Source organism: Corallococcus sp. BB11-1 (genome assembly GCF_026626625.1).
Lineage (GTDB): Bacteria > Myxococcota > Myxococcia > Myxococcales > Myxococcaceae > Corallococcus > Corallococcus soli.
This window is the reverse complement of record NZ_JAPNJY010000039.1, coordinates 452,303-475,556: the sequence shown is the minus strand read 5'-3', so window position 1 is coordinate 475,556 and position 23,254 is coordinate 452,303. Positions and strand designations below refer to the sequence as shown.

Annotated in this window: 19 protein-coding genes; 9 read left to right on the top strand and 10 right to left on the bottom strand. The window is 70.0% G+C overall.

Annotated features, from left to right (window positions below; genetic code table 11):
* Window positions 1-197: 197 nt before the first annotated feature.
* The gene (locus OV207_RS34420) at window positions 198-1,268 is read left to right on the top strand and encodes a lysylphosphatidylglycerol synthase domain-containing protein (RefSeq protein WP_267559335.1); all 1,071 of its coding nucleotides are present in this window, start codon (window positions 198-200) and stop codon (window positions 1,266-1,268) included.
* Here OV207_RS34420 and OV207_RS34415 read toward each other — a convergent pair.
* Window positions 1,186-3,411 (bottom strand): molybdopterin-dependent oxidoreductase, encoded by a 2,226-nt coding sequence (locus OV207_RS34415; protein ID WP_267559333.1) that lies wholly within the window; start codon window positions 3,409-3,411, stop codon window positions 1,186-1,188. The two genes, OV207_RS34420 and OV207_RS34415, sit on opposite strands and share 83 nt — an antisense overlap.
* A 248-nt stretch (window positions 3,412-3,659) precedes the next feature.
* Between OV207_RS34415 and OV207_RS34410 the strand changes: the two genes are divergently transcribed.
* From OV207_RS34410 to OV207_RS34380, 7 genes are all read left to right on the top strand, one after another.
* A complete protein-coding gene (locus OV207_RS34410; RefSeq protein WP_267559331.1) occupies window positions 3,660-7,046 on the top strand; it encodes an ATP-binding protein in 3,387 nt (1,128 codons plus the stop codon).
* Complete coding sequence (locus OV207_RS34405) at window positions 7,043-7,411, top strand: response regulator (protein WP_193346552.1); 369 nt, start codon at window positions 7,043-7,045, stop codon at window positions 7,409-7,411. The genes OV207_RS34410 and OV207_RS34405 overlap by 4 nt, the downstream gene beginning before the upstream one ends.
* A gap of 105 nt (window positions 7,412-7,516) precedes the next feature.
* Window positions 7,517-9,484: a discoidin domain-containing protein gene (locus OV207_RS34400; protein WP_267559329.1), complete on the top strand. Its 1,968-nt coding sequence runs from the start codon at window positions 7,517-7,519 to the stop codon at window positions 9,482-9,484.
* 189 nt (window positions 9,485-9,673) lie between these two features.
* A complete protein-coding gene (locus tag OV207_RS34395) occupies window positions 9,674-10,225 on the top strand; it encodes a chalcone isomerase family protein (RefSeq protein WP_193346554.1) in 552 nt (183 codons plus the stop codon).
* 112 nt (window positions 10,226-10,337) lie between these two features.
* Window positions 10,338-11,150, top strand: coding sequence for an OmpA/MotB family protein (locus OV207_RS34390; RefSeq protein ID WP_267559328.1), 813 nt, complete (start codon window positions 10,338-10,340; stop codon window positions 11,148-11,150).
* A 30-nt stretch (window positions 11,151-11,180) separates the two neighbouring features.
* Window positions 11,181-13,820 carry a TonB-dependent receptor domain-containing protein gene (locus OV207_RS34385; RefSeq protein ID WP_267559327.1) on the top strand — a complete coding sequence of 880 codons (2,640 nt, stop codon included), beginning with the start codon at window positions 11,181-11,183 and terminating at the stop codon, window positions 13,818-13,820.
* Window positions 13,821-13,824: 4 nt separating this feature from the next.
* On the top strand, window positions 13,825-14,712 hold the full coding sequence (locus tag OV207_RS34380; protein WP_267559326.1) for a hypothetical protein: 888 nt from the start codon (window positions 13,825-13,827) through the stop codon (window positions 14,710-14,712).
* A 19-nt stretch (window positions 14,713-14,731) separates the two neighbouring features.
* On the opposite strand, the gene OV207_RS34375 is transcribed toward OV207_RS34380, so the two are convergent.
* The 3 genes from OV207_RS34375 to OV207_RS34365 form a co-directional block, all read right to left on the bottom strand.
* Entirely contained in the window at window positions 14,732-15,010 is a 279-nt protein-coding gene (locus tag OV207_RS34375; protein WP_267559325.1) for a hypothetical protein, read from the bottom strand.
* A gap of 303 nt (window positions 15,011-15,313) precedes the next feature.
* Complete coding sequence (locus tag OV207_RS34370) at window positions 15,314-15,808, bottom strand: hypothetical protein (protein WP_267559324.1); 495 nt, start codon at window positions 15,806-15,808, stop codon at window positions 15,314-15,316.
* 3 nt (window positions 15,809-15,811) lie between these two features.
* Window positions 15,812-17,068, bottom strand: a complete 1,257-nt coding sequence (locus OV207_RS34365; RefSeq protein ID WP_193346560.1) for an Hsp70 family protein — start codon at window positions 17,066-17,068, stop codon at window positions 15,812-15,814.
* A 159-nt stretch (window positions 17,069-17,227) separates the two neighbouring features.
* On the opposite strand from OV207_RS34365, the gene OV207_RS34360 reads away from it, so the two are divergent.
* Window positions 17,228-18,070, top strand: coding sequence for a hypothetical protein (locus OV207_RS34360; protein ID WP_267559323.1), 843 nt, complete (start codon window positions 17,228-17,230; stop codon window positions 18,068-18,070).
* Window positions 18,071-18,157: 87 nt separating this feature from the next.
* On the opposite strand, the gene OV207_RS34355 is transcribed toward OV207_RS34360, so the two are convergent.
* The 6 genes from OV207_RS34355 to OV207_RS34330 all read right to left on the bottom strand — a co-directional run bounded on the left by OV207_RS34355 (window position 18,158) and on the right by OV207_RS34330 (window position 23,165).
* Window positions 18,158-19,045 (bottom strand): RNA polymerase factor sigma-32, encoded by an 888-nt coding sequence (locus tag OV207_RS34355; RefSeq protein ID WP_193346562.1) that lies wholly within the window; start codon window positions 19,043-19,045, stop codon window positions 18,158-18,160.
* 445 nt (window positions 19,046-19,490) lie between these two features.
* Window positions 19,491-20,378, bottom strand: a complete 888-nt coding sequence (locus tag OV207_RS34350) for a CHAD domain-containing protein (protein WP_267559322.1) — start codon at window positions 20,376-20,378, stop codon at window positions 19,491-19,493.
* A gap of 6 nt (window positions 20,379-20,384) precedes the next feature.
* Window positions 20,385-20,924 (bottom strand): inorganic diphosphatase, encoded by a 540-nt coding sequence (locus tag OV207_RS34345; protein WP_193346564.1) that lies wholly within the window; start codon window positions 20,922-20,924, stop codon window positions 20,385-20,387.
* 93 nt (window positions 20,925-21,017) lie between these two features.
* Entirely contained in the window at window positions 21,018-21,518 is a 501-nt protein-coding gene (locus tag OV207_RS34340; RefSeq protein WP_267559321.1) for a hypothetical protein, read from the bottom strand.
* Between the two features lie 163 nt (window positions 21,519-21,681).
* Window positions 21,682-22,299, bottom strand: a complete 618-nt coding sequence (locus tag OV207_RS34335) for a glutathione S-transferase N-terminal domain-containing protein (protein WP_267559320.1) — start codon at window positions 22,297-22,299, stop codon at window positions 21,682-21,684.
* Complete coding sequence (locus OV207_RS34330; protein WP_267559319.1) at window positions 22,296-23,165, bottom strand: SDR family oxidoreductase; 870 nt, start codon at window positions 23,163-23,165, stop codon at window positions 22,296-22,298. The genes OV207_RS34335 and OV207_RS34330 overlap by 4 nt, the downstream gene beginning before the upstream one ends.
* Between the last annotated feature and the right edge of the window lie 89 nt (window positions 23,166-23,254).

Here is a 23,254-nt window from a genome sequence, read left to right as displayed (position 1 = left end):
GTGCGCACGCGGGGTTGCATTGATCCATCCGCGCTTCATTCCGGCCCCCCGAGGGCGGGGGTCTGTCCACACCCGAACGTGGGCCGGAGGAGGCTGCCGACCGGCGACGTTCGGCCCTCGCCACGACGGTGGGGGCTGCACAGCTTGAGTTGCGGACCCCTCGGTGGGGCACGTGGGGATGGGCGAGGAGGGCGAGTGTGAGCAACGTGCACCACGAAGTGGCCCTGGCGGGGCCGTTGGCCGTCGTACCCGGAGGCCAGACAGCCGAACCGGGCGTCTGGAGGCGCAGGCTGCTGACGGTGCTCAAGCCCGTCTTCGCGCTCGGCGGCCTGGGCATGCTGACGGCGATGGTGAACAAGGCTGGCGCGGGTGAGCTGAAGACCACGCTCCTGGCCGCGCTGCCGCTGTTGCCCTGGGTGGTGCTCATCGAAATGGGACGGCAGGGCTGCGACGCGGCGGCGACGCGCCTGTCCTACGGTGCCCGCGCGGGCCAGGTGCCGCTGTCGGTGTTGGTGCGCGCGCAACTGATTGGCACGGCGGTGTCGAGCATGGCGCCCGCGGGCCGCGCGGCGGCGGAGGCGACGAAGGCGACGCTGCTCACGCCCTACACGGGGGGCGCGGCGGCGACGGCGGCGGCGGCCACGTCCCAGGCGGCGTCCCTGGGGGCCGGAGGGCTCGTCTCCTTTCCGTGCGCGGTGGCGTCCTACCTGATGACGGGCTGGTCCGCGTTCACGGTGGCCATGGTGGTGCACGGCTTCGTGCTGTTGCTGGCGTCCCTGGGCGTGCGCGCGGGCCTGCGCGCGAAGCGGCTGGGCGCGTGGGTGCAGCGCCGGTGCGGGAAGTGGGGCGCGCACGCGGAGTCGTTCCAGGCGTCGCTGTGCGCCGGAGGGCTGTGCCCTTGGCGGCCCATGCTGGTCTTCCTGGGCAGCCGCGCGTTGCAGGTGATTCAGTACGCGGTGCTGGCGCACGCGGTGGGCATCGACGCGACGGTGGTGCAGGCGCTCTTCACGCAGGGGCTCTACCTGGTGGCGCTGGCCATGGGCTCGCTGGTGCCGGGGCAGGTGGGCGTGACGGACGGCATGTTCACCCTGGCGGCGGGCGCGATGGGGACGTCCGCGGCGAAGGCGATGTCCATCGCGCTGCTCGCGCACACGGTGCAGGCGGTGTTCGTGCTGGTGGGCGCGCTCACGCCGCTGGTGTGGCGGAGCCGGAAGGTGACGGTGGCGCAGGTGGTGCCGCAGGCCGTACCCGCACCGGCGTGCCGCTGAACGCGGCGTTGCCGCTGACGGCGTCCAAAGCCTGCTCATCCGTGAGGTCGTTGATGCTGGCGCCCGCGTGCGCGCCAGCCACCTGCATGCGGATGCCCGAGCGCTGGTGGCCGTAGCCGTGCGGCAGGCTGACGACGCCGGGCATGACGTCGGCGGTGATGGCCACGGGCACGGTGATTTCACCCACGCGGGAGCGGATGGTGGCGTCCACGCCGTCGGTGAGGCCCAGGCGCGAGGCGTCGTCCGGGTGGACCATGAGGGTGCAGCGGGGCCGGCCCTTCACGAGCCCCGGCACGTTGTGCATCCAGGAGTTGTTGTCGCGAAGGTGCCGCCGGCCAATGAGCAGCAATTCGCCGTCGCCAGGCGCCGCGTCGTCGGGGAACGCCGCACGGAGCCGGGCTACGTCCGCCACGAGCAGCTCCGGCGCCAGTTGGATGCGCTTGGAGCGGTGGCGCAGGCGGCCGGGGAGGGAAGGCTTCAAGGGCCCCAGGTCGATGCCGTGAGGCGAGGCGCGGAGCTTCGCGAGCGACAGGCCATCCTTCTTGAGCGGATGGAAGCGCGAGCCATACGGCCCCATGCGCAGGCCCAGGTCGAGCAGGCGCTCCGGCCCCAGCCGCTTGAGGGCCTGGTACTGGAGGGTGGCGCGGGCGGTGCGGCCGTGGCGCAGCGTCTCCAGGCGGTGCTGGAGCTCCAGGAGGATCTCCCAGTCCTGGCGGGACTCCGGGCCGGGGGCGAACACGGGCGGTGAGTATTTGGCCGTGTTGCGCACGGCGAGCGCGTGGAAGACGAGGTCGTAGTGCCCGCGCTCCAGCACGGACGCGGGCGGCAGGATGTAGTGGGCGTGCCGGGTGGTCTCGTTGAGGTAGGGGTCCACGCTCACCATGAGGTCCAGCCGCGACAGCGCGGAGTCCAGCTGGGTGCCATTGGGCGTGGACAGCACGGGGTTGCCGGCCACGGTGATGAGCGCGCGGATGCGGCCGTCGCCCGGCGTGAGGATCTCCTCCGCGAGCACGGCCACGGGCAGCTCACCAGAGGACTCCGGCAGGCCCCGCACGCGGCTCTTCCAGCGGCCATGGCTGCCAGGGCTCACGCCCAGCGCGCGAGGCCCCCCGATGAGGTCGAACGCCGGCAGCGTGAAGAGCGCGCCGCCCTCCCGGTCCAGGTTGCCGGTGACGACGTTGAGGACGTTGATGAGCCATTGGCAGAGCGAGCCAAAGGGCTGCGTGGAAACGCCGACGCGGCCGTAGCAGACGGCGCCTTCCGCCGCGAGGAAGTCCCGGGCGATGCCGCGAAGCACGTCCGGCGCGATGCCGGTGTGCGGGGCCGTCCTCTCCGGAGGGAAGTCGCGGACGAGCGGCATGACGGTGTCCAGGCCGTCCACGAACGCGGCGAGCCGCCCCATGCGGTGCGTGCCTTCTCCCAGGACGACGTGCAGCAGGGAGAAGAGGGCGAGCGCGTCGGTGCCAGGGCGGACGAAGACGTGCTGGTCGGCGATGCCCGCGGTCTCCGTGCGGCGCGGGTCGATGACGACGACCTTGCCGCCGCGCTCCTGGATGGCGCGGAGGCGGGCGCGGACATCCGGCGCGGTCATCAGGCTGCCATTGGACGCCAGGGGATTGGCGCCCAGCATGAGCATGTACCGGGTGCGGTCGATGTCCGGGATGGGGACGAGCAGCTGGTGGCCGAACATGAAGTGGGCGACGAGCTGGTGGGGGAGCTGGTCGACGGAGGTGGCGGAGAACCGGTTGCGCGAGCGCAGCGAGCGCAGCAGGCCGGGGCCGAACATCATCGCGCCCAGGTTGTGGACGTTGGGGTTGCCCAGGTAGGCGCCCACGCAGTGGGGGCCGTGCTCCTGCTGGAGTGCATGCAGGCGCCGGGTGATGTCGCTGAGCGCATCCTCCCAGGACACGCGCTCCCAGCCGGAGGCGGTGCGCTTCATGGGATGGCGCAGGCGGTCCGGGTCCTCGTGCAGGTCGCGCAGGGCCACGGCCTTGGGACAGACGTGGCCCCGGCTGAACGGGTCCGCGTCGTCACCCTTGATGGACGTGATGCGTCCATCAGCCACCTCGATGCGCACCCCGCACATCGCTTCGCAGAGGTTGCAGGTGCGGAAGTGGACCTGGGGCGGGGCCGAAGCGCTCATGGGGGGAACCTATCTGGAGTGCGGGGTCGGGGTGACCCGCGGGCATGGGAGCAAGCGTGCCCTGAAGTCCCCGGCCAACCCCTCCGCGACGCGTCAAGCGCAGGCCCTGAAACAGCGTGCGTCAGCTTCTTGACGCTCCAAGTCCTCGGGGCGTGGAGGCTCGCCTTGTGCCCCCGTACCCGGGTACATATCCCTCCACGATGCACACGCCTCCGAGGAAGCTCGCATGGCTTGCCGGTGGGGGCGAAATGGCCTCCCTCATCGCGTCGCTGGACTGGTCGGATTCACCGCTGGGCCCCATTGAGTCGTGGCCCCAGAGCCTGCGCACGACCGTGAGCCTCTGCCTCGCGTCGAACTTCCCCATCAACATCATCTGGGGGAACGGCCACAATCAAATCTACAACGATGGCTACCGCGGGGTCTGCGGCGCGGCGCACCCGCGCGCCATGGGGGAGAACTACCGCGTGACGTGGGCCTCCGCGTGGCCTGCCATTGGCGAGCCCTTCGAGCGGGCCCTGGCGGGGGAGACGTCCTACCTCGAAAACCAGCGGATGTTCCTCGAACGCAATGGCTACCCGGAGGAGACCTTCTTCACCTTCTCCTCCAGCCCCATCCGCGACGAGCTCGGTAAGGTGGTGGGCATCTTCCATCCGGTGACGGAGACCACCGCCACGATGCTTGCCCAGCGACGGACGCGGGCGCTGCGCGACGTGGCCGACCGAGCCGGAAAGGCCCTGGTGTTCGACGAGGCGTGCGACCTGCTCCTCGCGACGCTTGGGACGTATGCCTTTGATGTGCCCCTCGCGCTCCTCTACGTGACGACGCCGGACGGGACCCAGGCCCGGCTGCGGGGAAGCAGTGGCACCCAGGCGGGGGGGCCGCTCGCGCCCGAAGTCCTCTGGCTCACGGGCGAGGCTGGGGAGGGTGGCTGGCCGCTCGCACGCGCGGCGCGCAGCGGCCGGGTGGAGATGCTGACGGACCTGGAGACCCGGTTCGGCCAGGTCTCCGCGGGCCCGTATCCAGAACCGCTCCAGAAGGCCTTCGTCCTGCCGGTCCGGGTCGCGGGCGTGGAGCTGCCGCTGGGGTTCCTCGTCATCGGGACGAGCCAGCGGCTCCCGTTCGACGAGGCCTATCGGAACTTCGTGGAGATGCTGGGCGGGGCGGCGAGCGCGGCCCTGGGCAACGCACGCGCCTATGAAGCCGAGCGGCGCAGGGCGGAGGCGCTGGCGGAGATTGATCAGGCCAAGACGGCCTTCTTCAGCAACGTGAGCCACGAGTTCCGCACGCCGCTCACGTTGATGCTCGGGCCCGTGGAGGACCTGCTGGCCGGGCGCCTGGGGCAACTGCCGACAGAGGCGCACGGCGAGCTGGAGGTCGTGCACCGCAACGCGCTGCGCCTGCTCAAGCTGGTGAACGCGCTGCTCGACTTCTCCCGCATCGAGGCCGGTCGCGCCAGGGCGTCGGTGGAGCCCACCGACCTGTCCGCGCTCACCCGCGACATCGCGAGCGCGTTCCGCTCCGCCGTGGAGCGCGCCGGCATGCGCCTGGTGGTGGACGCGGAGCCGCTCGGGGAGCCGGTGCTCGTGGACCGGGAGATGTGGGAGAAGATCGTCCTCAACCTCGTGTCCAACGCGTTCAAGTTCACCCACGCGGGGGAGATCCGCGTGGAGGTGAAGCGGGACGGGGGCTTCGCGCGGCTGTCGGTGCGGGACACCGGCATTGGCATCCCGGAGGGCGAGCTGGGGCGCGTGTTCCAGCGCTTCCACCGGGTGCAGGAAGCGAAGGGGCGCACCCACGAGGGCAGCGGCATCGGGCTCGCGCTCGTGCAGGACCTGGCGAAGCTGCATGGGGGCTCCGTGGAGGTGCGCAGCGTCGTCGGAGAGGGCTCCACCTTCACGGTCCGCGTGCCGCTCGGAAATGCCTACTGGATGGGGACGCCGGCCATCGACGCTGGTGAGTCACTTCCCGCCAACCCGATGCGCGTCGAGGCGTTCGTCGAGGAGTCGCTGCGCTGGCTGGCGAACCCCGCGACGGAGCCCCTTCCCCAGGCGGGGGACGGTGAAGCACCGGTGCCCGCGCGTGCTCCGGAGGCAGGGGTGAGCGGGGCCCGTCCCCGGGTCCTGCTCGCGGACGACAACGCCGACATGCGCGACTACGTCCGTCGCCTCCTGTCACACCGCTATCAGGTGACGGCGGTCTCGAACGGGGCGGAGGCGCTGCGTCTGGCGCGGGAGTCCAGGCCGGACCTCGTGCTGTCGGACGTGATGATGCCGGTGATGGATGGCATCGAGCTGGTGCGGCAGCTCCGCGCGGACGAAGCGCTGCGCACGGTGCCCATCATCCTGCTGTCCGCCCGCGCGGGCGAGGAAGAGACGGCGAGCGGGCTGGAGCTGGGCGCGGACGACTACCTGACGAAGCCCTTCGCGGCCCGGGAGCTGCTGGCCCGGGTGCGGGCGCAGCTCACCATGGCGGCCATGCGGCTGCGGGCGGCCGAGCAGGAGGAGCAGGCGGCGCTCCTCGCGCAGCAGCAGCGGTGGCTGGAGGCGGTGCTGGACCGGCTGCCCACGCCCACGCTGCTCGTGGACCCGGACTCGCGCCGCTTCACCTTCGCGAACCACGCCGCGCAGGAGCTCGCGGATGGAGATTTCCCGGGCGGGATCGAGGACGCGGAGCAGGGCGCTGCCTTCCGCCTCACCGACGAAACCGAGGCGCCGTTCGACCTGGCGCGAGCGCTGGATGCGCCGGTCCGCGACCTGGAGGCCGTGGGCCACTCCCCGGCCGGGCGGCTCCACCTCGTGGTCGACTCCGACTTCGTTCCGGCCATCGGGCAGCAGCCGTCGCGCACCATCCTCACGCTCCGGGACATCTCCCGGCTCAAGCAGGCGGAGCGCGACCTGAAGGTGCTGCTGGGCGCGCGCGACGAGTTCCTGTCCATCGCCTCGCACGAGCTGAAGACGCCCATCACCTCCCTGCGGATGCAATTGCAGATGACCGAGCGGAACGTGAAGCCCGCGGAGGGCCGTGTCCCGAGCCCGGAGAAGCTGGCGAAGGCGATGCGCATCTCGCTGCTCCAGGTGGACCGGCTGACGAGCCTCGTGGACGACCTGCTGGACGTGGCGCGCATCCGCACGGGCACGCTCGAACTCACATTCCAGGAGGTCGACCTGTCCCTGCTCGTCTCCGAGGTGCTGGAGCGCCTCTCCGGGCAGTTGGAGCAGGCCGGCTGTCGGGTGCGGCTGGACGTTCCGTCCCTCATCGTAGGGGTATGGGATGGGCATCGGCTGGAGCAGGTGCTGACGAACCTCCTCTGCAACGCGCTGAAGTACGCGCCGGGCACGCCGCTGGAGGTGCGGGCCGAGGAGCAGGGGGACCACGTCCGTCTGGAGGTGCGGGACCAGGGGCCCGGGGTCCCGCCAGCGCAGCGTGAGAGCATCTTCGACCGCTTCGACCGGGGGCTCGCATCCCGCAACGCGGGAGGACTGGGATTGGGCCTCTTCATCTCCAAGCAGATTGTCGCGGCCCACCGAGGGACCATCTCCGTGGAGGAGTCGCCCGGCGGGGGCGCGTGCTTCGTGGTCCGCCTGCCCCGTGATGCCGCGCGAGCACAGGTCGGGGAACAGGAGCTCCGGGCGTGAGCCATCGCATCCTGGTGGTGGAGGATGACTTCTACATCCGCGAGTCCATCCGTGAGCTGTTGCAGGAGGAGGGGCACACGGTCTTCTGCGCGGAGAACGGGGCCCAGGCGCTGGCCGCGCTGGAGACGCTCCAGCCGCCACCCGAGCTCATCCTCCTGGACCTGATGATGCCGGTGAAGGACGGCTTCCAGTTCCGCGCCGAGCAGCGGGCCGACGCGCGCTTCGCCCACATCCCGGTGGTGGTGATGAGCGCCGACCCCCAGCTCGACAGCCGCCGCGACGTCCTGACGGCCCGCTCCTATCTGCGCAAGCCCCTGGACATCGACCAGCTGCTCGCCGCCGCCAGGGCAGCCACCGCCGCGTAGCAGGACCGCGGCCCGGGGGAAGGAGGCCTTTCGCTCACGTCACCGTGTTTTAAAAGTAAAACAGGTAATGCATGATAGGTGCTTCGTTCTCATCAGGGAGGCACCATGCAACGGTTTCAATCGCTCCTGGGCGCGCTGGCGACGTTCGCGCTCATCGGCTGTGGCGCGCCGGAAGGCGCCGGGTTCGCGGAGCAGCGTGCGGGCCTGGACGCCCCGCTGCTCAATGTCACGCTGAACAAGCCGGCGACGGCCACGTCCTCCCAGTCGCCCTTCCAGCCGTCATACGCGGTGGATGGGAACATCACGGACGACGCCTCGCGCTGGTGTCCGGGCATCTACACCCCGACGCGGCAACTGGACATCGACCTGCAGGGCACGTTCGACCTGATGCGGATGGAGCTCTACACCGGCTTCCGCGACACCAAGCCCATCCAGCACTATGAAATCGCCTACGACGACGGCACCGGCTGGAAGCTGATTCCGGGCGCCAGCCAGACGGCCAACGCGAGCATCGCGGTGTCCACGACCTTTACCCAAATGGTGACGGCGAAGAAGGTGCGGCTCACCTGCCTGGATCCGCTGGCGGACAACTGCCGCGTGAAGGAGCTGTGGGTCTTCGGCTCGCTCCATGGCGGCACCGCGAACCTCGCTCCGGTGGCCAGCGCGGGGCCGGACGCGGCGCTCACCCTGCCCGCGAACAGCCTGGGCTTGAGCGGGAGCGCGACCGACGCGGACGGGACCGTGGCCTCGCTGGCCTGGACGCAGGTGGACGGCCCCACGGCGACGTTGAGCGGCGCGAACACCGCGACGCTGAGCGTGAGCGGCCTTGTCGCCGGGGTCTCCACCTTCCGGCTCACCGCCACCGACAACCAGGGGGCCACGGGCTTTGACGACGTGCGCGTGACGGTGACGTCCCCGGCCGTGGTGACCAACGTCGCGCTCGACAAGCCGGTCTCCGCCGGCAGCAGCAGCACGACGTACGTGCCGGCGTTCGCGGTGGACGGCTCGCTCACCACGCGCTGGGAGTCGTCCTACAGCTTCCTGACGCACAACTACTTCGACGTGGACCTCCAGGGGCCGCACGAACTCCAGGGCGCGGAGCTGCAACTGTCCACCACCGCGACCGCGGCCGCCGCGATGACGGCCTTCGAGCTGCAAGCGTGGGACGGGGGCTGCTGGAAGACGATTCCCGGCACGGTGGTGGACGGCAACCCGCTGACCACCACGTTCAGGACGCTGAGCTTCACCAGTCCGGTCATCACCACGAAGGTGCGCCTGGTGTGCAAGGACGCGCCGTACTGCCGGCTGCGGGAGTTCAAGCTGATGGGGACGCCGAACGCCGTCCTCCCCACGGGCCCCACCACCTGCGCGGCCGGGCAGCAGACCGTGGCGCGCGGCCCCCGCTATGACGCCGCGGTGTTCCTCCCGGAGGGCTACAACGACGACCGCACCACGCGCTGGCCGCTCATCATCTCGCTCCACGGCATTGGCGGCTCGACGCTCACCGTGGACCACACGGCGGTGCTGGCCAACCCGGAGGGGCTGGCGAAGCAGTTCAACTCGGCCAGCTTCCGCGCGGCGATGCAGGCCATCGTGATTTCGCCCAACCAGCGCGCGCCGGTCACCAACAGCGGCAACGGCTGGTTCAACGTCAACACGCTGCTGGCGCTGCTGGAGGACACGAAGAAGAACTACCGGGTGGACGCGGACCGCGTCTACTTCACGGGCCTGAGCGGCGGGGCCAACACCAGCATCGACCTGGCCATGCTCCACAGGGACAAGCTGGCGGCCATCGTCCCCATCGCGCTCACCTCCACGCCCACCAACAGCCCGAACGTCTGCGACCTCAAGCCGCTGCCCATCTGGGCGTTCCATGGCGCGCTCGACACGCCGTCGCGCTCCACCAGCATCAAGGTCTGGCTGGACACGAAGTGCGGCGCGGGCGTGAGCGCGATGCGCCCCGTCACCGTCTATCCCAACGGAGGACACAACGGCGCGACCTGGGACACCGCCTACGCCGACCTGTCCCTCTACACCTGGCTGTTGCAACAGCGGCTCAGCGACCGGCAGTAGCCGCCACCTCCCCGTGCTCCCGCCCCGCTTCCTTCCGACGCGGGGTGTCACTTGCGCCCCAACGTCCTTGCCAGAAGGGCCCGGTTGCCGTCCAATGGTGCACAAACCAATGATCGGCGCCGGTAGCGGTTTCATGGAGAGTGCGCACCGTTGCGATCACCGGCTCGGAAGAGGGTGAAGGGGAAGGCGATGACGGGGACGGCGTTGAAAATGGGGGCGCGAGGGTTCGCGCTGGGGATGCTCCTGCTGGTGGGCGGTGTCGCCCATGCGGGACAGGCGGGCGGGGTCGACATGCCGGATTCCCTCCAGGTGGAGGGGCGCACACTCGCGCTCACCCACATGGAGCTGAAGAAGAAGCTCTTCTTCAACATCTACGTGTGGAGCCTCTACATGGAGGAGGAGCCCACCTGCTTCAAGGAGGCCGTGGCCTCCAACAGCCTGAAACGACTGCACTTCCGGTTCCTGCGGACCATCACCCGGGACCAGCTGGTGGGCAGCTTCCGCGAAGGCCTGCGCAAGAACCCCGCCATGCGCGAGCAGACCCTCAACCAGTCCCTGGAGAAGCTCCTCTCGTCGCTCCACGACGTGCGCAAGGGGGATGACCTGGTCCTCACCTACCTGCCGGGCTCCGGCCTCCACGTCTCCGGCGGCGCCTCCGGCGGGGTCCACATTCCCGGCAAGCCCTTCGCGGACGCCCTCTTCAGCTCCTGGCTGAACACCCACCCCATCTTCCCCCAGTAGGCCACCAGGCCGGGAAGTTGGTTCCCAAAGTAGATGCGCGTTTCTCCTAGGTTCTGGGCCCGAGAGCGGTAGTCTCGGACCCACCAACATCTTGTCAGGAGGAAGCGCACATATGCGGACACGTCTGGTTCTGGCTGCCCTGGTTGCCCTTTCCACGGGTTGCGTCTCGCAGGGCAAGTTCAACGAGAAGGCCCTGGAAGCCGAGGGGCTGACGAAGAACCTCACGGACGAGAAGGCGGCGCGCACGGCGGCCGAGGCGAAGATCCAGGCGCTGGAGGAGCAGCAGGCCGCGCTGACCCAGGAGAAGGCCGCGCTGGAGACGCGCCTCAACGCCTCCGAGAGCCGCCTCACCAGCGCCGCGGCCGAGCGCCGCGCCCTGGAGGAGAAGAACGCGCAGCTGGCCGCGCTCAACGACGAGCTGGCGCGCAACACGAAGAAGCTGGCGCAGGCCAAGGAGGAGCTGGAGAAGAAGAGCTCCGAGTACGAGAACCTGGCCCAGAGCCTCAAGCAGGAGATCTCCGACGGGAAGATTGAGCTGTCGGAGATGAAGGGCCGGATGACCGTGCAGCTCAAGGACAAGATCCTCTTCGCGTCCGGCTCCGCGCGTGTGGGCAAGGAAGGGCAGGAGGCGCTCGTGAAGATCGCGGACGCGCTCAAGACGGTGCGCGGCCGCATCATCCGCGTGGAGGGCCACACGGACGACGTGCCCACGGGCGGCGGGCAGTTCCCGTCCAACTGGGAGCTGAGCCTGGCGCGCGCGATGGCGGTGGTGCGCTCGCTGCAGGACTCGGGCGTGGACCCGACGTCGCTGTCCGCGGCGGGTTACGGGCAGTACCAGCCCATCGTCGCCAACGACACGCCGGAGCACAAGAGCCAGAACCGGCGCATCGAAATCGTGCTCGCGCCCAGCCTCGGGGGGCGCTAGGAGGGGGCGCGGGAGACCCGCGCACCCTTCATGAAAACGCTCGCTTGCGTCGTCTGTGTATTGCTTGCGACCGGGGCTGCAGCTCAGGCCCCGGACGCAGGTGTTCCCGCTGGTGAAGCTGGCCTCCCCGCTGGCGATGCTGGCGTTCCCACCGGGGTGCTGACGAAGCCACCCGCGCTCCTGCGCCAGGTCGAAGCGACCTATCCGCCGGAGGCCGCCGCCCAGCAGTTGGAGGGCACGGTGGTGATGTTCATCGACATCTCGGAGACGGGCGCCGTCACGAATGTCGAGGTCACCCAGCCCGCCGGCAACGGCTTCGACGAGGCGGCCATCGCCGCGGTGAAGCAGTTCCAGTTCGAGCCCGCGGAGGTGGACAACGTCCCCGCGCCGGTGCGCATCCAGTACGCCTACCAGTTCGTGTTCCGCGCGCCGGAGCCGCCCCCGGAGGTCGCCACCGACGGCGGCGTCGCGGAGCCGCAGGGCCCGGTGAACTTCAGCGGCAAGGCGCTGGAGCGCGGCACGCGCAAGCCGCTGGTGGGCGCGGAGGTGGTGCTGACGGAACTGGACCGCTCCACCGTGACGGACGGCGAGGGCCGCTTCTCCTTCCGGGGCGTCCCGGTGGGCACGCACCCGGTGGTCGTGGTGCTGGGCAGCTATGATCGCTTCCGCACGCAGGAGACCATCGCGGAGGGGCAGGAGACGCAGGCCACGTACTACGTGCAGCGGCGCATCTTCAGCGCGTACGAGACGGTGGTGCGAAGCGACCGCGAGCGCAAGGAGGTGACGCGCACCACCATCCAGGTGGCGGAGGTGCAGCGCATCCCGGGCACGCAGGGTGACACGCTCAAGGTGGTGCAGAACCTGCCGGGCGTGGCGCGGCCCGCGTTCAACGGCGGCGCGCTGGTCATCCGTGGCACCAGCCCCCAGGAGTCCGGCGTCTTCCTGGACGGCCTGCGCATCCCCATCCTGTACCACTTCGGTGGGCTCACCTCCGTGTACAACTCGGAGCTGCTGGAGGCGGTGGACTACCTGCCCGGCAACTTCTCCGCGTACTACGGCAACATCACCGGCGGCGTCATCAACGTGCGCAGCCGCGAGCCGCGAACGGACCGGCTGCACGCCACGGTGGGCATCAGCCTCATCGAGTCCAACGCGGTGGTGGAGGGCCCCATCACGGACACGCTGAGCTTCGCCATCGGCGGCCGGCGCTCGTACATCGACGTGGTGCTCAAGGCGGTGCCGTTCGACGACGACAGCCTCCAGGTGGCGCCGCGCTACTACGACGCGCAGGCGAAGCTGGTGTGGAAGCCGAACAAGCGCCACACCTTCACGCTGCAGGGGCTCACGTCGCGCGACCGGCTGGCGCTCCTGTTGGATCAGCCGGCGGACGACGACCCCACCGTCAACGGGGGCCTGGACGTGACGACGGGCTTCAACCAGCTGCGCCTGCGGCACCAGTACCGCGAGGGCAAGCTGACGTTGGACACGCACGCGCTCGTGGGCAACACGCTGCTGGACTTCTCCATTGGCGAGCGTGGCCTGCGCATCGCGTCCACGGACCTGTTCCTGCGTCCCACGATTGAGTACGTGTTCAACGACACGGTGGCGGTGGCCGGCGGCCTGGACGTGGTGACGAACCTGGCGAAGGTGACGGCGAGCATCCAGCAGCCGCCGCGCGAGGGTGAGCCGCCGTCTCCGCTGGTGACGGAGGACCTCATCAACATCGACGGGACCTTCTCCCAGTACTACCCGTCCGCGTGGGCGGAGGTGCGGTGGCGGCCGGTGAAGGAGCTGCTGGTGGTGCCGGGCATCCGCACGGAGAGCTACATCTTCACGGAGCAGCAGGAGGTGAAGCGCTCGGTGAACCCCCGGCTGGCGGTGCGCTACGCGCTCACGGAGTCGCTGACGCTGAAGGGCGGCGCGGGCGTCTACCACAGCCCCCCGACGCAGGATGAGCCGTCGCCGGGGTTCGGCAACCCGGACCTGGGGGCGAAGCGGTCGCTCCAGTACAGCGTGGGCGCGGAGTGGCAGGCGCGGCCGGAGTGGTTCGTGGGCAGCGAGGTCTTCTACAACGACCTGGACGACCTCATCGTGCGCTCCAACGCGCGCATCATCCGCGACGGCGAGTCGGTGCCGGAGGTGCTGAAGAACGGCGGCGTGGGGCGCATCTACGGCTTCGAGCTGCTGGTGCGCCGGGCGCTGACGGACCGGCTGTTCGGCTGGATTTCGTACACGCTCAGCCGCAGCGAGCGGCGGGACGCGCCGGACGCGCGCTGGCGCCTGTTCGACAACGACCAGACGCACGTGCTGACGGCCATCGCCAGCTACAAGCTGCCGAAGGGCTGGGAGGTGGGCGCGCGCTTCCGCCTGGCGTCCGGCAACCCGACGACGCCGGTGGAGGGCGCGCGGCGCGACGACACGACGGACGTGTTCATCCCGTACTACGGGGCCATCAATTCGCAGCGGCTGCCGTCGTTCAACCAGTTGGACATCCGCGTGGACAAGAGCTTCATCTTCGACACGTGGAACCTGAACGTCTACCTGGACCTGACGAACGCCTACAACAACCAGTCCGTCGAAGGCGTGGCCTACAACTACAATTACTCTCAGCGCGAGTTCTTCAAGGGCCTGCCCATCCTGCCCATCCTCGGCGCCAAGGGGAGCTTCTGACGCCATGCGCACCCCTGTCCTGCTGTGTGCCGCGCTGCTGGTGTTGAGCGCGTGCGGTAACGACTTCGAATTGCAGAGTGAGATCCGCCGCGTGCGGGTGCTGGCCATCAAGGCGGAGCCCGCGGAGCTGGCGTTGGATCCGAACGCGTCCACGCTGCCGCCGCCGGTGACGTTCAACGCGCTGGCGGTGACGCCGGACGGCCGTCCGGTGACGGTGACGTACGCGCTGTGCCGGCCGGACGTGAACCCCTACGGGGACACGGGCTGCCCGGGGGACACCGGCGTGGCGTTGCAGGACGGGGTGTTGTCGTTGAGCGACCCGGCCGTGCAGGCGCTGCTCATCGCGTCGTTCCAGGCGGTGACGGGCGGCACGGGTGGGGGGAGCGGGGGCGGGTTCGACTTCAACGACCCGGCGGTGCGCTCGGTGCTGGAGGCGGGGCTGCCGCTGTTCGTGGGGTACGAGGCGACGGACGGCAGCGGGACGCCGGAGGGCTTGGAGCGCGGGGTGCGGCGCATCACGCTGCGCTCCACGCAGACGCCGAACCTGAACCCGGTGATGCAGGACGTGCTGTGGAACGGCGCGCCGCTGGTGGGGCCGCTGCCGCTGGACACGGAGGTGACGTTCACGCCGGTGCTGGCGGAGGGCAGCGCGGAGCCCTACGCCACGGTGGACGGGCCCAGGACGGAGCAGGTCTTCTACAGCTGGTTCGCGACGGGGGAGGGCGAGGTGAACTCGTTCCGTTCGCTGGAGCCGGTGGACGGCAAGCCCGGCGACCCGACGACGACCTACCAGACGCCCATGGCGCCGGAGCGGATCACCCTCTGGGTGGTGGCCCGCGACGGCCGCGGCGGCGTGGACTGGGCCCTCCGCACGGTGGACGTGGGGCCCTGAGGTCCGACGGGGCACTCCATCACGGGATGTTGGTCGGATCGCTGGTAAAGAGCGCGTCGAACAGGGTGGTCTGGGGTGGACGCGTCCACTCCACTACGAGTGGCACCGGGATGGCCGCGACTTCTCGCGGCAACCTGCTGACGTTGAAACGGGCCTCCAGTTCCCTCGCGATGAGGTGGGCTGTCCCCTTCATGGCTTCTGGCAGCGGGTCCAAGTGCAGCCGGGCTCCACTGCGTTTGCATCCCTCGTATTCAAACGAGACGCCATAGACGGTGAAGACAGGCGCCAGGATGCTCAAGCACGCCACGACGGCCCAGGGAACAGAGGGAAGGGGTACCCCTGTCGCCGGATAGGCGGTGCAGCCCAAACATGCCTGGGACGGCGCGGAGTTGTCCCCTACGGTGAAGCCTGGGAGCAATGCGCGCAGATCCCTTCGGAATCCATTCCACTGAGGCATGAACTGGAGTGCCTCATCCCAGCGGTGGGCGCGACGTGCGTGCTCAGGGGCATCGTCCTCGGATGCTCCCGGTGCTGGCCAGTAGTGCCTGGCAATGGTCAGCAGTTGCTGGGTGTCTGGGTGCATGGCGAGAAGCCTCCAAGGTCAGAGGGTGAAGGCGCCAAACTGCACCGGACTGGCCTTCTCGTTACACCGCGTCGTCACCGCCGCGCCTGCGATGGACGCCCTCATTATCGGCCGCAACGTCGCCTTCAGCGACTCGCATAGCATCCCCAGCGGAGACTCAATCGTGGCGGTGCCAAAGACGGTCTGCGTGGCCTCGTTGATTCGGGCCGCCGTGATTCGCTGCGCCAGTGGGGTGGAGATGGGGCCCTCCAGGTTGTGGATGGGCGTTTCGATCCCGAATCTGCAGAGGATGGATTCGCCAGTGTTTCCGCGCGTAATCCGGATGTGGATGCAGGCTGCCCTCCATCCTCCTTCTTCCTCCGGCGGTGTCTCGATGATCGTCACGAAGCGGATCTGCCGGGGTTGTATCTTCCCGGTGACGAAGGTCCTATCCGTGGGCCCGATACACGCCGTCGACAGCATGAGCGCGATGCCCGCCGCAAGCCCGTGCCGCCATGCTGTCGGTCCACCCATGCCTCACCCCGCGAGCCACGAGGACGCGCGTCCCAGACCCTCCGCCACGGAGGTGAAGGCATCCGCGGTGCGCACGCGGTCCTCACCGAAGCGCTTCACGTACAGCTCCCGCACGGCGGGAATCTGTGACGAACCACCCGTCAGGAACACGGCGTCAATGTCCCTGGCCTCCGGGTGCTTCGCCAACAGCCCTTCGGTGCACTGCGCGAGTTCATCCAGCAACGCCCGGCTCGCCGTGTCGAACTCGGCGCGCGTGATCGGCTCGTGCAGGCGGATGCGCCCCTCGTCGAAGTCGATGGTCGCCACGTCCTCGCTCGACAGCCGCACCTTCGCGGCTTCAATCGACCGGAACAGCCGGTAGCCCAGGTTGTCCATCACCAGGTCGTAGAGCGCTTCGATTTCGGCCGGGTGGTCGCTCGTGTCGAGCATCACCTCCAGCAGCTCCTGCGTGGACTTCTCCCGGATGAAGGACATCTCATGCCAGTTCAGCAGCTTCGCCATCACGTGCTGCGGGATGGGCAGCCGCTTGTGGCTGAAGCCCTTCACCTTGTACGTGGACCCCGCCCCGAAGCGCGGCAGCAGCTTGTGCCGCATGATCTCCGCGTCGAACCGGTCACCACCGATGCGCACGCCCGTGGACCCCACCACGTCCGGCCTGCGGTCCAGGTTCCCCCGGCGCGACGGCCCCAGCTTCATCAGCGTCAGGTCCGTGGTGCCGGCGCCGAAGTCCGCCACCAGCACCAGCTCATCGCGCGTCAGCCGCGCCTCGTACGCGAGCGCCGCCGCGATGGGCTCGATGAGGAACTGGACGTGCGTGAAGCCCGCCAGCTCCGCCGCCTTGCGCAGCCGCTTCTCCGCCAGGGCGTCCGCCTCTGGATCCGGCGTGAACACCGCCGGCCGCCCCATCACCACCGCGTCCGGTGGCTCGCCCAGGTGCGCCCCGGCCGACTCGCGCACGCGGCGCAGCAGGATGGCCACCAGGTCCTCGATGGTGAACGTGCGCCCCTTCACCTGCGTCGCCCGGAAGGACGTGCTGTGCAGGAAGGACTTCACGGACTGGATGAACCGCCCGTTGTTGTCCTCCAGGTAGCGGTTGATGGCGTCCGCGCCCGCGAAGATCTCCTTCTCGTCCTCCGCGAAGAACAACACGGAGCGGAACAGACGCGGCTCCGGCGTGTGGGGTTGCAGGGGCAGCACGGTGCCATCCGGCAGGGCCAGGGCGGTGTTGCTGGTTCCGAAGTCGAGTCCGCAGGCGCGCATGGGGGGGCGCCCCTTATCGCCATTCCTCCAGTCGCGGTAGCCCCAAAGTGACTGCCTGCCGCAGGGGGGGCAGGGCGCCGAGCGCTCGCGGCCCCATGGCTTGGTTCCCCGAGGGCCCGCGCCATCTTTGCGATGTCATCCCTTCGACAGGAGAACCCCATGAAATCGCGCGCAACATGGCTGACCGCCGGAGTCGCGGCACTGGTGGTGGGCACCGGCTGCCAGGACGGCGATCGCAGCCGGCAGGAGACCACCACCCCCACGACCTCGGGCCAGACGGTCTCCGCGAGCCAGGAGGTGGAGCAGGCCCAGGAGCGTTCAGAGAAGGCCTTCGACAGCGCGCGCGACGCCCAGAAGGAAGCCTCCAACCAGCAGCGGGAGGCCGCGCGCGCCCAGGAGGACCTCCAGCAGAAGCAGCAGGAGCTCCAGGAGGCGCGGGCCCGGGCCCAGAAGGAATCCCAGGAGGCCCAGGCGAGCCAGCAGCAGGCGCAGGCCAGCACCCAGCAGGCCCAGTCGGAGGCCCAGCAGGCGCAGGCGAGCGCGCTGGAGGCCCAGCGCCGGCTCCAGCAGGGCCTCACGGTCCAGCAGCGTGAGACGGTCCAGCAGCGCGAGGCGGTGGGCCAGAGCGCCCCCGCGCAGCCGCCCGCCAACTCCGTCCAGCGGCCCGTGGCGGTGGCCTCCCCGCAGGCCGCTCCGGAGCAGCAGATCTCCGGCCAGGTGCTGAGCGCGAGCGCCCAGGAGGTGCTGCTCAGCCAGGGCGGCGAACCGCGGCTGCGACTCCAGGTGGGCCCCGCCACGCAGGTGCAGGTGGACGGCCGGGCCGCCAGCGCCGCGGACATCCAGGAAGGCGCGCAGGTGCGGGCCTCGTACCGCACGGATGCGAACAGCGGTGAGCCGCAGGCGCTGCGCATCGACGCCACGTCCAGCGCCCAGCCCGCCGCCCCCGCCGCGCCGGAGAGCGGTGAGTCGTCGCCGGGCGCCACGCCGCCGCGGCCCCAGTAGCCCGGACATGACTCGGCCCCGAGCCTTCGCGCTTCCCACGCGAGGGTCCGGGGCCGGCTTGCTGTCGCAGGTGCTGCGTCCCGGGCGTTACGCGGCCAGCTCGGCCTGGTCCAGGCCCGCCTCGGCCATCAGGTTCGCCAGCTCCGCCTTCAGCTTGTCCTTGGCGCGGATCTCCAGCTGACGGGCGCGCTCGCGGGAGAACCCGAAGTGCTCGCCCAGCTCGCTCAGGGTCATCTCCGAGTCGCTCATCACGCGCTGCTCGATGATGAAGCGCTCGCGCGGGTCCAGGCGCGTCAGGGCGCGCTGCACCAGCGTGCGGGTGAGGCCCGCCTGCTGCCGGTCCGCGACCTCATCCGCGTGGGAGGCGGACTCGGACTCGACGAAGTCCAGGTGCGTCGCGTCCCCGTCCTCACCCACCGGCGCGTCCAGGGACAGGTCCCGGCCGCCCATGCGCTGCTCCATCTCACGCACTTCCGTGGGCTTCACGTTCAGCTTGCGGGCGATCTCCTCCGCGTTGACGATGTGGCCGTCGCCGGCGCCCAGCTTCTCCAGCTCGCGGCGGGTGCGGGCCAGGCTGAAGAACAGCCGGCGCTGCGCCTGCGTCGTGCCCAGCTTCACCAGGCTCCAGTTGCGCAGCACGTAGTTCTGGATGTACGCGCGGATCCACCACACCGCGTAGGAGATGAGGCGGATGCCCTTCTCCGGGTCGAACTTCTGCACGGCCTTCATCAGGCCGATGTTCGCCTCCTGGATGAGGTCCGACATCTTCAGGCCGTAGGAGCGGTACTCGTACGCCACCTTCACCACGAAGCGCAGGTTGCTCGTCACCAAGTGGTGGCCCGCGGACAGGTCGCCGGCGCGGAAGCTGCGGGAGAGCGCCTGCTCCTCCTGCGGGCTCAGCAGCGGGTACTGGTTGATCTCCGAGAGGTACGTGGAGAGCGAGTCAGCAGAAGAGAAGGAGTTGGAAGCCTGCATGGGGGTCTCTCGGGGAAGAGGGCGGGATGTGTTCCGCTCGTTTGCTGCGACGGGAGATAGCTTTAGCAATGCAGGTGCCAATGCCAGCCAGCGGCCAACCTCAATGATTCTGGTGGGTTGCGCGAAGTGGCTTCGATGCTTAGGGCGGAAGCCGGCAGTTTTTACAGCGCCCTGATCCGAAGGTTCTTCCGGATGCCCCCTGGGGAGGGTTGCCTGCCCTCCGACCTGTGCGCAGGGCGGATCACATCTGTCAGGGATGTAGGAACGCCCCCGCCCCTCCACCAGGGGCCCGGCGGGGTGAGTGTCGGCAAGGAGGCGTGCCACGCTCGCCTCCCTGAGGTCCGTCGCCAGGATGTGTCGCGGCGGCCACGCCAGGCGTGGGGGACACGTCAGGGCGTGCCGGGCATGGACCCCAGGTCGGGCCCCGCGTCGGTGGTGGGGCGGCTCAGGTCAAGGCCTTGCGCAGGCGCTTGGGGATGGCCTCCGCGTGCCAGCGCTGCACCTCCCGTGCGATTTCGGCGGAGCGCTCCGCGCGCTCCTCCCGGGCCTGGGGCAGCAGCTTGCGCGCGGCCTTGCGCTGACCGGGTGGAGCCTCGGCGGCGGCGCGCTCGAACAGCTCCAGCCGCACGTCCGCGTCGTGCAGTTCGCCCAGCCCGTCCTGGAGGGGCACCAGCACCTCCAGCAGCGCGCCCACGGTGCGGCGGAAGGCGGGCTGGTAGATTTCCAGCTCGTAGCGCAGCTTCTTCAAATCCTTGCGCAGGGCGTGGGCGGACGTGGCGTCGGGGGCGTCCGCGTAGCGCTCCAGGCGCTTCTCCACGCGGCGCAGGCGCTGGCGCAGGTGGCCGCGCACGCGCTTGCCGGCGAAGCGGTGGTCGTCCTGCAGCGAGTCCAGCTTCTTCAGCAGGCGCGGCACGGTGCGCTCCGACCAGCGCTCCAGCTCCGCGCGCAGCGTCTTCTCCTTCGCCTTCAGGCCGGACAGGTGCGTCTTGCGCAGCCCGTCCAGCGCCTTGGCCGTGTCCTTCTTGCCCTTCACGGCGCTGCCCAGCCACGCGTCCTGGACGTGCAGGTCGCGCACGCCGCCCAGGGCGTCCTGGAGGCGCTTCACGTCCGCCTCCAGCCGGGTGAGCTTGCCGGTGGCCTGGAACACCTGGAGCGCGGCGCGCAGGCGGCGGGTGGCCACGCGCATGTCGTGCACGCCGTCCTCGTCCAGCTCACCGTCGAGCTGCGCTTCGGGGTGGCGGGCGTCCGCGAGCCGGCCGGCGAGGATGCGGCGGGCGGCGTCGCCCAGCGCGGTGTCGGGGCCCAGGCCCCGGATGGGAGTGGGAGGGGGCATGGCGCGTCAGTCCTTCTTCAGGGCGTATTGGATGACCATGCGCTCGGCGGCCTCGGGGCCTTCCCACCCGAGGACGTGCGCGTCCTTGTCCGCGAAGTGCACCACCGCGAGGAAGAAGTGCTCCAGCTCCTCCAGTTCGCGCCGGGACAGGTCCTGGTAGGAGCTCAGCCCCTCCGCGCGGGGCGCGTTCACCGGCACGACGAGCACGCGGTCGTTGCGCTCCCGCGCCCCCGTCTGGCTGTCCTTCTTCTTCTGGTCCACCAGGAGCACGCCCAGCGGACGGCACGGCAGCACGACGCCGGGCCACGTGGGCACGTCCCAGTACACCAGCGCGTCCAGCGGGTCGCCGTCCGGCCCCTCCGTGCTGGGGATGAAGCCCCAGTCGAACGGGTAGCGGAAGCCGCGCGTCAGCGGCCGCGACAGGGTGAAGGCCTGGAGCTTCGTGTCGTATTTGAGCTTCACCGTCGAGCCGCGAGGCGACTCGACGACGACGTTCAACGCATCCTGGAAGCCGCGCAGGGGCAGGCGGGTGAAGTCAGTGGCCATGAGCCTTCAAGGCTGGTGACGCCCTCCCGTCCGCGGCAAGTGCCCGGACGCGATGGAATCCACTCGCCAACCCTGGCGTCCCCGGCGGCCCTCCTACCCGACGGGGCGTCCCAGCGGCGGCGCCAGCGCGCTCCGGGCCACCAGCCGGCGCGTCGCGCGCGCGGCGGCGAGTCCGCCCAGCGTGTACCAGGCCACCGTGAGCAGGGACGTGGAGGGCCGCGCCCGTGACGGCGCCTTGCCCAGGCCCAGCTTCGGGGGCAGCACCACCGCGCCCAGGCCCGCCAGCAGCCCCAGCACCGCCCCGCGCAGGTACGGCCGTCTGGGACGGCCCAGGGCGACGAGCGAGAAGAAGAGGCCGTTGGACAGCAGGTCCGCCGCCAGCGTCTGGCGGTGCAGCCGCCGGTCCGGGGGCGGCTCACCGCCGAAGAAGCGGATGCCCTTCTTGAGCGAGCGCATGCCCAACACGTCCATGCGCGGTGGGTGCTTCAGGACGCGGCGGGCACCCTCGTGCACCAGCGTCAGCGCGGTGGCGCCGACGAGCCCTGGACCGAGGGCGCGGAACACGAGGCGGGGCGGAGCAGGAGGTTCAATCATGCCCTCCAAGCTAGGCACCCCATTCCCCGACTTCCCGCGCGCGGGTGCCCGCCTGCCCGCTGGGCGGACGGCGACGGCGCGCGTCAGGCGCTGCCGCCCACTTTCAGGCGCCGCCCCAGGTCAGCGGGGCGGTTGCCCGGGCCCTCCGCGTGCCTCCGCTGCGTCAGGGGACCTGCATGCCCCGCTGCACGGCGGGACGGCTGCCCACGCGGTGCAGCCACTGCACGATGTTGTGCGTGTCCAGGAAGAGGTCGGGGAACCCGCTGTGCATGGCCTTGATCCACGGGTACGTGGCGATGTCCGCGATGGAGTATTGCGTGGCCAGGTGGTCGCGCGAGGCCAGCTGCCGGTCCAGCACGCCCAGCAGACGCTTGGACTCCGCGCGATACCGGTCGATGGCGTAGGGCACCTTCGTGGGGGCGTAGTTCGCGAAGTGGTTGAACTGGCCGAGCATGGGCCCCACGCCGCCCATCTGGAACATCAGCCACTGCGTCACCTCCGCCTTGCCGCGCGGATCATGGGGCATCAGCGCGCCCGTCTTCTCCGCCAGGTACAGCAGGATGGCGCCGGACTCGAAGAGCGCCAGCGGAGCGCCGCCGGGCGCCGCGTGGTCCACGATGGCCGGAATCTTGTTGTTGGGGTTGATGGCCAGGAACTCGGGCTTGAACTGGTCCCCCTTGGAGATGTCCACGACGTGGGTCTTGTAGGGGATGCCCAGCTCCTCCAGCGCGATGGAGATCTTGCGGCCGTTGGGCGTCTTGAACGTGTACAGGTCGATCATGCCTTCACTCCCGTGAGCTGTTCGCTCACCTGCCAGAGCCGCTCCGCGAGCGCCTCGTCCCGGGCGGCGGACGACGGCTTCACCTTGCGGCATTTTTTGAAGTATTCCCCGCTGACGCCAGCGACCTCGGGCGAGGAGGCCAGGTACACCGACGTCCGTGCGCCCTTCTCCGGGGAGATCATGAAGGGCGCGCCCAGCTTCACGAGGTGCCGGAAGAAGCCCTCGCCGTTGTGCCCGAAGCCCGTGCGCACCACGCCCGGGTGCAGCGCGTTCGCCGTCACCTGCGTGCCCGCGAGGCGCTTCGCCAATCCCTTGCTGAACAGGATGTTGCTGAGCTTGGCGTTGCCGTAGACCTGGATGGGCCGGTAGGGCCGGTTCGCCGTCTGCGGGTCGTCCAGGAAGTCGGCGTTCGCCAGGCGGTGCCCCTCCGACGACACGTTGATGATGCGCGCGGGGCCGCTGGCCACCAGCAGATCGCGCAGCAGGTGCGTGAGCAGGAAGTGCGACAGGTGGTTCGTCGCGAACGTGGCCTCGTAACCATCCACCGTCACCTGCCGACGGTCGATGATGAGGCCCGCGTTGTTGACGAGGACGTCCAGGCGCGGGTGGCGCTCACGGAAGGCCTGGGCCAGGGCGCGCACGGAGGCGAGCGACGACAGGTCCGCGAGCAGTGACTCCACGCGGGCCCGGGGCGCGGCTTCGCGGACGGCGGCGACGGTGGCCGCCGTGCGGGCCTCGTCCCTGCCGGACACCACCAGCGTGGCCCCCAGCCGTGCCAGGGCCTTCGCCGTCTCCTGGCCGATGCCGCCGGTGGCCCCCGTGATGAGGCACACCTTGCCATCCCAATGGTCGTCCTGAGCCGCCATGCGCGCGCCCTCCTGGAATCCAGAGGACGCGTTCTATACGGACCCGGGCGTCCCCGCGCAGGAGAACCGTGCGGGGACGCGACACCCGG